Origin of the sequence: Pseudomonas sp. NPDC089569, from assembly GCF_050280625.1 — a bacterium.
GTDB lineage: Bacteria > Pseudomonadota > Gammaproteobacteria > Pseudomonadales > Pseudomonadaceae > Aquipseudomonas.
The window spans coordinates 24,069-37,229 of record NZ_JBNNVQ010000058.1 but is presented as its reverse complement, the minus strand read 5'-3'; the positions used below and the strand labels follow the sequence as shown (position 1 = coordinate 37,229).

Annotated in this window: 12 protein-coding genes and 1 pseudogene; 2 read left to right on the top strand and 11 right to left on the bottom strand. The window is 50.3% G+C overall.

Annotated features, from left to right (window positions below; all coding sequences use genetic code 11):
* Nucleotides 1-630, bottom strand: a 630-nt coding sequence (inhA, locus tag ACQKP2_RS20650; RefSeq protein WP_427579037.1) for an isonitrile hydratase, incomplete at its 3' end; no start/stop codon positions are given.
* A gap of 89 nt (nucleotides 631-719) precedes the next feature.
* Between inhA and ACQKP2_RS20645 the strand changes: the two genes are divergently transcribed.
* Complete coding sequence (locus ACQKP2_RS20645) at nucleotides 720-1,694, top strand: GlxA family transcriptional regulator (RefSeq protein ID WP_427579036.1); 975 nt, start codon at nucleotides 720-722, stop codon at nucleotides 1,692-1,694.
* Nucleotides 1,695-1,707: 13 nt separating this feature from the next.
* Here the strand turns inward: ACQKP2_RS20645 and ACQKP2_RS20640 are convergent, their stop codons facing one another.
* The 10 genes and pseudogenes from ACQKP2_RS20640 to ACQKP2_RS20595 all read right to left on the bottom strand — a co-directional run bounded on the left by ACQKP2_RS20640 (nucleotide 1,708) and on the right by ACQKP2_RS20595 (nucleotide 12,105).
* Nucleotides 1,708-2,100 carry a hypothetical protein gene (locus ACQKP2_RS20640; RefSeq protein WP_427579035.1) on the bottom strand — a complete coding sequence of 131 codons (393 nt, stop codon included), beginning with the start codon at nucleotides 2,098-2,100 and terminating at the stop codon, nucleotides 1,708-1,710.
* A gap of 256 nt (nucleotides 2,101-2,356) precedes the next feature.
* Nucleotides 2,357-4,087: an ATP-binding cassette domain-containing protein gene (locus tag ACQKP2_RS20635; protein WP_427579034.1), complete on the bottom strand. Its 1,731-nt coding sequence runs from the start codon at nucleotides 4,085-4,087 to the stop codon at nucleotides 2,357-2,359.
* Nucleotides 4,074-4,553 (bottom strand): N-acetyltransferase family protein, encoded by a 480-nt coding sequence (locus tag ACQKP2_RS20630; RefSeq protein WP_427579033.1) that lies wholly within the window; start codon nucleotides 4,551-4,553, stop codon nucleotides 4,074-4,076. Before ACQKP2_RS20630 ends, ACQKP2_RS20635 begins: the two co-directional genes overlap by 14 nt.
* Nucleotides 4,541-5,503, bottom strand: coding sequence for a phosphotransferase (locus ACQKP2_RS20625; RefSeq protein ID WP_427579032.1), 963 nt, complete (start codon nucleotides 5,501-5,503; stop codon nucleotides 4,541-4,543). The genes ACQKP2_RS20630 and ACQKP2_RS20625 overlap by 13 nt, the downstream gene beginning before the upstream one ends.
* The gene (locus tag ACQKP2_RS20620) at nucleotides 5,500-6,813 is read right to left on the bottom strand and encodes an asparagine synthase-related protein (RefSeq protein WP_427579030.1); all 1,314 of its coding nucleotides are present in this window, start codon (nucleotides 6,811-6,813) and stop codon (nucleotides 5,500-5,502) included. Before ACQKP2_RS20620 ends, ACQKP2_RS20625 begins: the two co-directional genes overlap by 4 nt.
* A 641-nt stretch (nucleotides 6,814-7,454) precedes the next feature.
* Nucleotides 7,455-8,330 carry a LysR family transcriptional regulator gene (locus ACQKP2_RS20615; RefSeq protein WP_427579029.1) on the bottom strand — a complete coding sequence of 292 codons (876 nt, stop codon included), beginning with the start codon at nucleotides 8,328-8,330 and terminating at the stop codon, nucleotides 7,455-7,457.
* Between the two features lie 310 nt (nucleotides 8,331-8,640).
* A complete protein-coding gene (locus ACQKP2_RS20610) occupies nucleotides 8,641-10,464 on the bottom strand; it encodes a glycoside hydrolase family 15 protein (protein WP_427579038.1) in 1,824 nt (607 codons plus the stop codon).
* A 90-nt stretch (nucleotides 10,465-10,554) separates the two neighbouring features.
* Nucleotides 10,555-11,382, bottom strand: coding sequence for a terpene synthase family protein (locus tag ACQKP2_RS20605; RefSeq protein WP_427579028.1), 828 nt, complete (start codon nucleotides 11,380-11,382; stop codon nucleotides 10,555-10,557).
* Nucleotides 11,383-11,442: 60 nt separating this feature from the next.
* Nucleotides 11,443-11,937 (bottom strand): annotated as a pseudogene (locus ACQKP2_RS20600) (isopentenyl-diphosphate Delta-isomerase); the annotation flags it as partial.
* A gap of 24 nt (nucleotides 11,938-11,961) precedes the next feature.
* The gene (locus ACQKP2_RS20595; RefSeq protein WP_427579027.1) at nucleotides 11,962-12,105 is read right to left on the bottom strand and encodes a hypothetical protein; all 144 of its coding nucleotides are present in this window, start codon (nucleotides 12,103-12,105) and stop codon (nucleotides 11,962-11,964) included.
* Between the two features lie 300 nt (nucleotides 12,106-12,405).
* Here ACQKP2_RS20595 and ACQKP2_RS20590 point away from each other — a divergent pair, with 300 nt between their 5' ends.
* A complete protein-coding gene (locus ACQKP2_RS20590) occupies nucleotides 12,406-13,140 on the top strand; it encodes a thioesterase II family protein (RefSeq protein WP_427579025.1) in 735 nt (244 codons plus the stop codon).
* Nucleotides 13,141-13,161: the final 21 nt, after the last annotated feature.

Below are 13,161 nucleotides of genomic sequence, written 5' to 3'. Positions count from 1 at the left end.
CGATCCGGCGGCGCGTTTGCGGGCCTCCTCCAGGATATGGGCTGGCGCCGTTTCCGGGCTGCCGGCCTGGAACGGCGGGGCGGGTGCGTATTCCAGTTGCAGTTGCACCAATTCGGCGGTGTCCCGGTCGAACAGCTCCGCGGCCAGGGTCAGGGCAAAATCGATACCGGCGGTGATGCCGCCGCCGGTCAACAGATTGCCATCGCGCACCACCCGATCCTTCACCGCCGTCGCGCCCAGAGGCGCCAGCAACTCGTGATAGGCCCAATGGGTGGTCGCGCGTTTCCCCATCAGTAAGCCCGCCGCACCAAGCACCAGGGAACCTGTGCAGACCGAAGTGATGTATCGCGCATTGGCCGCCTGTTCCTTGATGAACGCCAGGGTTTGCTCGTCTTCCATCAAGGGTCCGACGCCACTGCCGCCAGGTACGCAAATCACATCCAGCGCCGGGCAGTCATCGAAGGTGATGCTCGGTTTGAGCAGCAACCCGGTGCTGGCGGTGACGGGCATCAGGTCCTTCCAGATCAGATGCACTTTCACATCCGGCAACGAGGCCAACACATCGTAAGGACCGGTCAGGTCCAGCTGCTGTACCTGTGGAAACACTAGAAAACCGATCTGCAAGGTCATGGTGCATTTCTCCTGAAGTGGGTGGACGCCTGTACTGTAGGCGCCTAGGATTTGGCGTATACGCCAATCACCCCACGAATTACGCCAAAATGCCCAAAACCATCCATGTACTCGCATTCGCCGATGTGCAATTGCTCGACGTCACCGGGCCCCTGCAGGTGTTCGCCTCGGCCAACGACATTGCAAGGCAGCAAGGTTTGCCGGCCCCCTATGCACCCTCGGTGATTGCCAGTGGTGGCGGGGCAGTGACGTCGTCGGCGGGTTTGGCGTTGCTGACCGAACCGCTGCCGGAGCAGGGCAGCGATACCTTGATCATCGCCGGTGGCTGGGGCGTCTATGCCGCGGCGCAAGATTCGCCACTGGTGAACTGGGTGCGCAACCATGCAGCGCAGTGCCGCCGGGTGTCATCGGTGTGCACCGGGGCGTTCCTGCTGGCGGCCAGCGGCTGGCTCGATGGGCGGCGCGTGGTGACGCACTGGAGCCGTTGCGAGCAATTGGCGCAAAAACACCCGCGATTGCAGGTCGAACCCAATCCGATTTTCATCAACGACGGTCCGGTCTGGACCTCGGCAGGCGTTACCGCCGGCATCGATCTGGCGCTGGCAATGGTCGAAGCCGACCTGGGTCGTAACATGGCCCTGGCAGTCGCCCGGCAACTGGTGGTGTTCCTGAAACGACCCGGTGGCCAGTCGCAGTTCAGCGTGACCCTATCCTTGCAAAATGAAGGCAACCGATTCGACGAACTTCATGCCTGGATCAGCGAAAACCTCACCAAGGATCTCGGTATCCCGACCCTGGCCCAACAGGCCGGCATGAGCGAGCGCAGTTTTATCCGCCATTACCGCGCCGACACCGGCCAGACCCCGGCCCGGGCTATCGAACAGATTCGCGTCGAAACCGCGCGGCGGCTGCTCGGCGATACGGGCCTGCCCATCAAACGGATCGCCCTGCAATGCGGCTTCGGCAGCGAAGAAACCCTGCGTCGCAGCTTCCAGCGGGCCATGGATGTGACACCGCAGGCCTATCGTGAGCGGTTCGCCGCAGCAGATCCGGTAACGTCGTGAGTGTGGCTACCTCCTATGGAGCCTCCATCTCCGACACCTGATTGAAATACTTCGCCCGCTCCGGCGTAAACGTCACCACCATCCGCGTACGTGAACAGGTCAGCGCCCGTTCTTCGTTCAGGTCCACATCCAGATCCTCGCCGCGTAGGCCCTGCCATTGGGCGAGGTATTTGAGCGATCCATATTTCTCGAGCTTTTTCAGGCTGCGACTGACGCCGCCTTTCCAGCCCAGTACCGGAAGTTCGCCGGCCAGGCATTGCCTGGCCAAGTCCGGGAAGCGGGCGGCGCGCTGGCGGCCGATTTCCCAGCATTTGATCAGGCCCTTGTCGTGGGCTTCCCAGAGTTCGTCGCGGTTCAGGCCGGTTCTAAGGGGAAGGTCGATACTGCGGTGGATGCGTTGGGTCATTCCGGTTCCTTGAATTCGGGTTGTGATGGACAGCTCCGCTGTACCCGTTGAAACGAAATGTTAGGTGGGGTTGCGGCGACTGGCAACAAGGTCTTTCAGAGTGTAGGAATAGTTACCGTAGCGGCGTAAATTCACTCTTTTATTAATCTTTTGTCGGGTGTCAATCTGCAGGAGTATGGAGCGTTGGTGTTCGGTGATTATAAGGGTTGGTTTTATGTAAAGCAGATGAAACATAAATTTGTATCTGAAGGACTAATTATTTTCTAACGCTGTTGTATATATATTTGTATTCAGGACATGATTCAATTAATTCAAAATGGCTGCCAATTGCGTGAATCGAACCCTCGTGCATTAAAATAATTTTATCGGAGCTATTCATTATTTTGGGGTCGTGCGTAATGCAGATTACGAGATTGTCACTGCGCATATCCAGTAAATTTCTAACCACACCAGCAGAAGCTTCACTATCTAAAGCCGATGTGGGTTCGTCGAGAATATAAATCCTATTCCCTTTTAAAAATGCACGAGCCAGACAGATTCGTTGCTTTTGTCCACCGGACAGTTCTCGACCATTTTCAGTAATGGGATACTCAAGGTTACCAGGCAAGCTTTCTACTAGAGATTTGAGTCCAACACGTTCGAGAGTGTGAAAAATAGCATCATCAGAAATTTTACGTCCGCAGCACAGATTTTCTCGAATAGTGCCAGAAAATATGTAGTTATCTTGGTCTGTAACACTGAAGAGCTTGCGAATGTCTCTAGTATCGAGTGTTGAAGTGTTCTTTCCGTAGTAATGGATGTCGCCTGATGAAACGCCATAAATGCCCAGGAGTGTATTGGCGAGTGTTGACTTTCCTGAACCACTAACTCCCGCTAGCACGATAAGTCCGGAGTTGCTTACTTTAAATGATACATTGTCAAGTGCTATATTTCCGGTTTGGTGTCGAGAGCTGATGTTTGATAAAGAAATTGATGCGGTATCACTATCTGCAGGTTTAAATTTTTCCAATGTTTGCTCAGCAGGTAGATCGTACAAAAACTGGATTTTCGTAAGTGTTGCCTTGGCTTCTTGGTATTTACTTATGATTTCACTGGTGCTAACAATTAGGGAGTTTAATCGGCTCGCTAAAATCTGAATTATCATGAATTCGCCAAAAGTCAGTTCATTGGCTCTCACAGCGATACAACCAGAAATTAATACTGCTAGAGTTAGTGTGCGGGATGTAATCGAACTCCATGCTTGAATTGCACGGCTTGTATGGAGTAACTGTCTTAAAGAAGTAGCGGAAAGCTTTAGGTGTTGTAACGTTTTTCTGTGCAAAAAGCTTTCGAGGCCATGGTACTTAATATTTTTCAAGGAAAATGCTAGTGAAGAAATTGCGGTTTGTTTTTTATTTTCCAGATTGTTGTAACTGTTGATGTCGTTTTGTAGTTTGGAGGACTTAGCCTTCAGGGGGAGTGTGCTAAAGAATAAAATACCGGCAACTAGTAAGGCTGTCGGTTGGTGAAAGTTAAAGATGATTAAGAAAGAAATTATGGCTAGGCCAATATCTAAAGTGGATTGTGGAATGGTATGCAAGATAAAATTTTTTATGTTCTGTATTTGGTTTGTAGTAGTTAAAATAAGCCCTGATGAAAATTTCTGAGAGGTGTAGCTTCTAGAAAGTATGATTTTTATTACTCTTGCGGAAAGTATAAAGTCAAGATAGGCGCCTAGGTTGACAATGGTGATTAGCCGCCAGTTGACAAATACGATCTCGATTGCAGTAGAGATTATTGAAAATCCGAGCATCCAGTAAAGTTTATCGGTTTCATGTGCAAGAGCCGCATCGATACCTTTTTGTAGTGCTAGGGGGAGAAACAGGCTGGTCAGGTAAATTGTCACGGTGCATATCATGATAATTGTAAGCTGGGCGCGTTTCGGTCTGAGCAGTACCGTAACTTTATCCCAGTTGTTTTTTTTGAGTATCTCGCTAATTTTTTTCATCGTTCTTGCTCGAATTTGAATCGAATCTATAAGTATTTAATTCGGAATGAAGAGAGGAGTCATTAAGTTTGAATTGAAGTTTTTGCAGAAGTTTGATGCTGTTGGTGTTGCTTGAAGAGGTGTTAGCCACGAAATGAAAAGAACCGTCAGTTATACATTTTTCCATGCCAAATTTGATTAGATGAAATGCTATTCCACGATGTCTATGTGTTTTTCTTGTTATGTATTCAACTTCATATGCATTTAATGATCGGCGATAACGAAGTATCACAAGTGCTAATATTTTGTCCTTGTTGCAGGCTAGTAGGAAGTGAGTTGGAGGGGTTGTTTGTTTTTGATGTATGTTGAATTTAATAGTGCGGTTTATTAGTTCTGATGAGTGTCGCGTAGGATGTTCTTCAACGTAGAAACGTGTGATCGTATCAATATCATTCGGTTCGGCGTCACGAATGGTTAGCTTTTCCATAAATCCTCCAATAGTTTATCGAAACTTGAATAGGGTTTGAGTCTGTGGACAAAATTAAAGGTTTGTTGGTGTGCATAGTCGAGAATTTCGTCATTGACAAATATGTTGTTTAGTAAAAAAATTAGACTTCTAAGTTGATTGGTTTTTATGTATGTGGGGATTTTATTGTTTGTCAGTTTTTTTACAGTGTCGCCATAACCCGAAGTGAATTGCTTCCAGATGGAATATTTTTTGTCTTCGTTAAGTTCACTTCCTGTAAGCCACCAGATAAAAGTAGCAATATCGAATGTAGGATCAAATAACCTCGTGTGTTCGAAATCTATTAGTGAGCATGCTTTTTTCCGATAGATAGCATTTCCAGGCCAGGCATCTCCATGGCAAATACAGTAAGTGGTTCGTGTCAAAGGTTTCTGATTGGAAAGACCTATATCATAAACCAGGTTTAGTATTATTTTTTTTAACTGTGTTGTTTGTCCTGAAAGGGTGTCATTACCGATCTTTGAAGTTAGATGATGTGCATTGTTCAAGTTTTTCTGAGGGTTTCTTAATGCTGGTTTGGGGCAGTTGTGTAACTCAAATAGCGCTTGGCCGAACAAGAAATCGTAATTGTTGTCGATGGTTGTAGAGTATTGTTTTCCCAAGCTCTCATGCATCATGATCCCAAAATAGAGCTGGTTGTCTAATGTGTAAGTTTGTTCAGTGGTGCATATGGGGGAGATGACTTCGGCGCAATTTATTTTTTTTGAATGAATGTGCATCATGATTTTTCGCTCGAACGCTATTTTGCTCTTTGTGAAGTCGCTTTTTTTAAACATTTTAAAAATATATCTTTTGTTTCTGGCGGTGATTCGAAGAACTTTGTTTATACCGCTATAAATGACTTCGATATTGTTTGGCTGAAGGTCGTAAGCGTAGAGTATTTGGTGTATAAGGCTATTCGAATATGTCATAGATAAGCCTTTAAGAATCGCTCGATGGATAGAATATTTAAAAGATAATCGAATATGTATCTGGGGGTTTTAATATTAATTGACTCCAGGTCGCGCACAAGATTTTTTTTGTCGATTAATCCTATTTCAATTATTTTAAATTTGTTGCAGGTATTTAAAAGCAATTTTTTTTGTGCAAGCAATGCAGTTTCATCTGCATGCATGAATGTCTCTTTTGGGTAGTTTGAAAATAACCTGCTATGAGTGGTGTTTGAAATAAGATTTGTTAGTAGTGTTTTATTTAGTCGTAAGTTTAGAGGGAGAGTATTGCAGAATTCTATGATTTTGTTGTCGCGCAATGGGTACATCGGAATCAAGTTGAAGCGTAGTAGTAATGGCGCTCTTCTAGCCATTGCTAGCATTAAGCCGGTATCTACGTTGGTTTTCGGGGAGCATAGTGGTAAGTAAGAGCCTAAGATATCCTGTACTTTTGGAGTAAGGCGGCTCATTAAGATTTGATTGTATAGGCTCCATGAGTCATCACTAACGCTTCGCAAACGATCGGTTGAAAAATCTTCATCTAAGAATTGAGGAAAGAGTTCGTCTCCCCCACAGCCGTTGAACAGCGTATGATGTCCATTTTTCGCTGCTTGGGACCAAATGGAATCAAACGCATCTCCATACGCTTCCGAATTTAAATAATATCTATCCTGAGCGGGAGAGTAGAGAGAAGGCAAGTGATCCATGATTTTGATCTCATAGTCATCACTTTCAATATGCTTAATAACTTCATTTCTTCGGTTTTGTTGGCTCTCAGATAGTAGTGGATCGCTTACTATTACCCCATATGTATTGATTTTTGAAGACGGATGAGTTAGCGCGCTTGCAATTGCCACTGTAGATGAATCAAGGCCGCCACTTAATTCTATAGCTATTTGATTCGGATCTGAAAGTTGTAGGTTTATTTTCTTCTTGAGTAAGTTTAGGAAAATATGCGCTGCCTCATCGCATTCGATATTTTGTATGTTTTGATATGATGGTTTTCCAGTGTTGGGAAATTTGTAATTACATGTCTCATCTGAAAAAGTGCACGAAGCACCAGCAGTGAGCATGGAAATGCCTTGAAACGCTGTTCGGTTGGTGTATGTTGGTTCAAACGTTGATTTGATGAGGTATTCAAAGTCCAATATTAAAGACTGCCGAGTGGATGTGATCTCCTTAAAGTCCCAGTTAAAATGAATAATTTCTTTATTTTGACAGAAATATATAGGTATGCTGCCCTCGTTACTTGAAATAATTCGAATAATGTTGCCATGCTGGCCTGTGACCATCTCTACAAGTATCGATTCGGACTCAAGAGATGCAAATTTTTTATATATCCTCATGAGCCTGGATGGGTCGAGGTGTTTAAGTCTCGAAATTTCGCTGTTTTTAGTTGGAGATGATAGAGCGCAATTAATGCATATCCACCGATCTTCGTTGTGGAATAGAGTTGAGGTGACGTGAGGGTTGTTTAATACGGATAGATGACTCCCATCGATCCACGTATATCTATTGTCAGAAAAAGTTGGTAGGCCAACACTGGTTTTTCGGTTGATTTTACAGTTTATCATTTTGTACCTGCGTTTAAGTGATGGCCTACCTTTTCAACTAATTACGTAGATTGGGTTTGGGGCTACTATTTAGTACCGGAGTCGATTGCTGTCGCCTTGCACTAAAAATTTTGGAGCTCTTTTTGGCATTGTTGGTGAGTTGAGCACAGTTATCTCCAATGCAGGGGTGATGTTGCTCTGTTTGGTTTTAAGAGTGTTTTGTTTTTTCATGGCGAAATTTCCATATAAGCGGGCCATTCCCGCCTCGCTATAAATACATTTTTCTTGAGCTGGAGAAAGTCTGATTATGTCTTGGTTTTATGCGTTTTAAGTCTATATGTGTAATTGTTGCTGGAGTGGAAAGTAAGCGTTTGTGGGGTTTAAATTAATTGTAAGCACTTAAATAGTAACTTGAGGTGTTCTGGTGGCTGATTTGAAGTTGTCATGTATGAAATGATTTTAGGTGTGTTAGGCGCCATTGATCGTATTATGATTTTGGGGTGGTTGTATGTAAGAAGTTGAGAGTGTGTTGCCACGCCCACACGGCTATCGGAGGATAGTAAAAGTATCATCATTTCTAAGCTTGATACTCGCTCGGAGGTTAGGTTTTTCATTGTGCTTTTTTTATTTTCAAGGTTTAGATGCTCGTTTATGAAGTGATAAGAAAGAGGCTTTAAAAAAATAAGTTGGTATTCAGATAAATTATCAATCCCTATTTCTTTGCTGGCTGAAAGCGGATGTCCAACCGGAATTACAATTGCTAGCGAATCACTCCATAGCGGGGTGGATTTGAAACCTTCAATTGCTATATTCGTTGGTGAAATAACGGCGTCAAATTTTCCGCATTTGAGTGCTTCTACTACCTGGTGTTCGGGGGTTTCGAATATACATAGTTGTATTTTTGGATCTGTTTTTTGATATTGAGCGAAGAGCTTTGTCGCATTGGATTGTACAAAGCTCTCTATCATGGCAATTCGTGTAGTTCTGCAATATTCATGTTTTTGGTTTTTTATGCAAAGACGGGCTTTGTCAACGGCCAGTAGTATTTGCCTCGCTTCATGCAGAAATATCGTGCCAGCTTCAGTAAGCCTTGTAGATCTAGTAGTGCGTTCAAAGAGTTGCACGCCTAAATCGCTTTCTAAATCCTTGATTGATCTTGATAGTGGAGATTGTTCAATATGTAATCGAGCTGCAGCTTTGCTAAAGCTCAGTTCCTCCGCAACTCCTATGAAATGCCTCAAATGTCGTAATTCCAAATCAAGCGCTCCTTGCGGACTGACAGTGCTAGTGATGTTCTTAGTGCTTTACATAAATTTTCTTGTGTAAGAGATTGTCGATTTGTAAGGTTGACCGGGTTTTGGTTTGTAATGATTGTTGAATTGCGTAATAAATATAACGTCTGAGATTGATTTTGATATGCCGATTGGGTTGCTTGGGATTTTTCTGACGCGGTTTAGAGATGGCTCTTACATTTAAAGCATTTCTCTATCCGGAACTGTTTGAGTAGAAACTCAATGCATACCCGAACCTTTTTGCAACTTTGTTCATATTATCGACCGATGGTTCTCAAGGCTGCCAAACTCCCTTTTCCCCACTCAACATCCTGTCCAGGAAACACGCCGCACTGATCAGCGCCAAATGCGTGAGCGCCTGTGGCGTGTTGCCCATGTGGCGCGCACGACTGTCGAATTCCTCGGCGTACAACCCCAGCGGATTGGCGTACCTGAGCAGTTGTTCGAACTCCAGGTGAGCCTTTTCCACGCGCCCGGCGCGGGCCAGGCATTCGACGTACCAGAAGGAGCACGCGGCGAAGGCACCCTCGGTGCCGGGCAGGCCGTCGATGCGGGTGTGTTCGTTGTGGTAGCGGTACACCATGCCGTCGCGTACCAGGTTTTTCTCGATGGCGTCGAGGGTTGCCAGCCAGCGCGGGTCTTTGGCGCTGACAAAACGCACCAGCGGCATCAGCAGCATCGAGCCGTCCAGGCCGGTGCCGCCGATGTGCTGGATGAAGTGCCCCCGTTCTTCACTCCAGAAATTTTCCCAGATGTCGGCGTAGATCGCCTGTCGGGTCTGATCCCAACGGGCGAAAGGGGCCGGCAGCGAGCGTTTCGAGGCGAGGCGGATGGCCCGGTCCAGTGCGACCCAGCACATCAGGCGCGAGTGCAGGAAATGATGTTGTTCGCCGCGCATTTCCCAGATACCGACGTCCTCCTGCTGCCAGGTGTCGCAGACCTGATCGACCACCTCCACTGTGTGTTTCCAGCCTTCATGGGAAATGGCTTCGCCGTATTTGTTGACCAGGTACACCGCATCCATCAGCTCGCCGAAGATGTCGAGCTGGATCTGTGCATAAGCCTGGTTGCCGATGCGCACTGGCGTCGAGTCGCCATGGCCGGACAGGTGCGCAAGTTCCATTTCCGGCAGCTCCTGGCGACCGTCGATGCCGTAAAGGATTTTGAGTTTCATCGATTGGCCGTGGCTGTCGCTGACTCGCCCGCGCATCCAGCGCATGTAGGCGTTGGCCTCTTCGACGAAGCCCAGGCGCATGAAGGCGTAGACAGTAAAGGAGGCGTCGCGGATCCAGGTGTAGCGATAGTCCCAGTTGCGTTCGCCGCCGGTCGTTTCCGGCAGGCCGAAGGTTGCCGCGGCGAGAATCGCCCCGTGCTTGCGCGAGGTCAGCAGCTTCATCGCCAGTGCCGAGCGATTGACCATTTCCCGCCAGCGCCCGCGATAGTTGGACTGGCCGATCCAGTCACGCCAGAACTTCAACGTGCGATCCACACACAGTTGTGCGGCGCCCTCCTTGAAGCGCGGATCGTCGACGGCGCCGAGCAGGAACTCGGCGGTCTGCTCCTGCTGCAGGGTGAATTCGGCGACCGCCTGGTGAGCGTCAATGCTCAAGGGTTGATCCGCCCTCAGACGCAGGGGAGGCTGCCGGGCTGCCTCGAAGATCACGTCCTTCCCGTCCTGGCGGGCCAGCGTATTGGCGCGGGCATAGTCATGACGATCGGCACAGCGCAGATGGAAAGTCGCCTGGCCGCTGACCACACGCACGCGCCGTATGAGCAATGGCCGATCATCCTCGGTATCACCGATGGGCAACAGATCGGTGACCTCCACCACGGCGCGGTCACTGAGCCAGCGGGTTTGCAGTACGTTGGTGTCGGGCAGGTAAATCTGTTCGCGACGCGCGTCGGGCAAGTCCGGGGACAGCTGGAAAATGCCTGCTTCGGGGGTGTCCAGCAGCGAACAGAAAATCGTCGGGCTGTCGAACTCCGGCCAGCAGAAGAAATCCACGCTGCCCTTGTCGTTGACCAGCGCGGCGCTGCGCATGTCGCCGATGATGCCGTGGGCGTCGATAGGGCTTTGGCGTTCGGGGTGGTGAACAATCATGGTCACGGACTCCGGAGTTGCGTCGAGGGCCTGAACAGCTGACTGGCGGGCGCCCCCCGGAGTTCATGTCAAACCATGAAATGTTCTTCACCCCCCAGCGGTGCGCGCTGTCTCCGGGACCTGATAGCGGCCGCTATAGCGATGCCACTCCAGGCTGCCGGCCATCCAGCTTCTGACCCCGGTCAGGTAGCGTCGCAGCAACGGTGTGGCGTCACGCAGCAGTGCCTGTTCGGTGGTTTCATACAGGCGCACCACATCGTCATGAATCGAGGCGCTCAGTTTCATGGCTTGCTCGATCGAGCAACCCTGCTCGCTCATCAATAACAGGGGCAGATTGAAGTCGCCCACCTGGGCCAGGCTCTCCTTGGGGGCCGAATACAGATCGTTGGCGATAATGGTGGCGCTGGCGGCCAGAGTCGTGGCGCGTCGCACGTCAGGCGCGCAGTAAACGTTGGCCGGCAGTTCATAGCCGCCGATGATGTCGATCAACGACATGCAGGGTAAAAAGCTGTTGGTCTGGCGCTGGGCCAGATATTCCCAGAGGGCGGGCTGGACTCCGTTGATGCGCCATGCGGCTTCGGCGCCCATGGTGACGAACATCGCGATGATTTCATGCCTGACCCTGGCGACCTGGGCGGGCGTGGCGAAATCGGCGACACGTGCCATGTATGCACGCAGGCCGACCAGTACCGGGTCATGGTCCAGCGCCGCTTCCAGGTCGACACAATAAGGTTCGACCAGGTGCGCAGGTTCCAGTGCGGCCAGTGCGATCGATAGTCGTGGCCCGACCAGCGCCGGGACGGATCCGGTGCTTTCATCATCGCAGTAGTAATCATCCACGGCGAACAGCGCGGCGATGCATTGCGCCGACAACAGCAGACGATCCGGATCATCGGTATCGGTATGGCACAACATGGCGAACCGGCCGAATGCCGAGGCGCGAATCTTGTGCTGTTGGCCAGCGAAAATGCCGGTCTATTCCACCCAGTGCATGAGACGTTCATCAACCTCGGACCCCAGCGCCTCATCGATCCGCAATGGAGCGGGGCAGTACAGTGGCGGTACCTGCCAGCGCGACGCTGTCGCCTCAGGCGGTATAGAGCCAAGGGCGAACTCATACCATTGCCGCAGGCCATTGACGCCGAATTGTTCGAGGATTTTGTGGAACCACGGGGTAAATGCCTGCGGAGCTGCCTCGACCATTTCTGCGACTCTCGACAACTCCAGCCATTGCCAGCCCTGAGCCTCTTCGGGGTTCGCGAGCGGGTCGCTATCGCAGATGCCGGCAAAGACATGATCGAACTCGTGCTCGATCAATTGATTCGAGACAGGCTCGCGGTACAGCAGCGTCGAGACCTTATGCAGTTTGCAGCTCATGCCCATTTCTTCGCCGAGCCTGCGCAGCGCCGCAGTGGCTGTTCGCTCGCCCTGACGGGGATGACCGCAGCAAGTGTTCGTCCACAACCCGGCGCAATGGTATTTGCCCGGGGCGCGCTATTGCAGCAGCAGCCGACCGCTGCGATCGAAGATGAACACGGAGAAGGCCCGGTGCAGAAGGCCCTGGCGATGGACCTGCATTTTGGGGGCATAGCCGGTGGGACGGTCCTTGGGATTGACCAGTATCAGTAATTCTTCCATAGCTAGACTCCTGTTTGTCTTCGCTACCGGACATTACTGCGGACCAGACTTGCTAGTGAACATCAGACATTGGGTGGTGTACCGGGAAAATCTAGATCAGCTTCGTAGACGTCGCAAGCAAGGGCACTGTAGGAGCGAGCATGCTCGCGATGGACGAAAGAATGCCGCGGGGTGTCAGACCACCAGCGTTATCGTTGACCTCCATCGCGAGCATGCTCGCTCCTACAGGGGGATGTCATGGAATAAATTTCTGAAGCGCTCATCCGTTCTCCTCAATAGATAATCTGCGAGGAAAGCCGGGTGACGCCACTGACATTGCTGTGCCTGCCCTATTCGGGCGCGAGTGCCATGGTTTACAACCGCTGGCGGAACAAGCTGCCGCAGTGGCTCAAAGTGCATCCGGTGGAGCTGCCGGGGCGCGGTGCCCGGTTCGGCGAGCCGTTGCAGACCGACATGCGGCGTCTGGCAATGCAACTGGCGCAGGAGCAAATGCCGATGCTCAAGGCGCCGTATGCGTTGTTCGGGCATAGCCTCGGTGCATTGCTGGCCTGTGAAATGGCCCATGCCTTTCGCTCGCTCGGTTGCCCGGAGCCGGCGGCCCTGTTCGCCTCGGGCACCGCAGCGCCGACGATGCGTTTCGATTACGACCGGGGCTTGGCCCAGCCCAAAACCGATGCCGAGCTGATCGAGCAGTTGCGCACGCTCAATGGCACCAGCGAGGAAGTGTTGGCCAATGAAGAGCTGATGAGTCTGACTCTGCCGATCCTGCGCGCCGACTTTCAGTTATGCGGGCGATTCGAGCCGCAGCAGCGACCCTTGCTCAAATGTCCGGTGCACGTACTCGGCGGCAAGGCCGACCGCGCCACGACCGAACAACTGATTGGCTGGAGCAAGGAAACACGCGGGAGTTTCTCCCTGGATATGCTCGCTGGCGGGCACTTTTTCATCCAGGAGCACGAGGCCAAAGTACTGCGGGTGATCAAGGATCAGTTGAAGGTTCATCATCGGCGACATGCAATGGCCGCCAGCGCCTGACAGTAATCCTGTGGGAGCGAG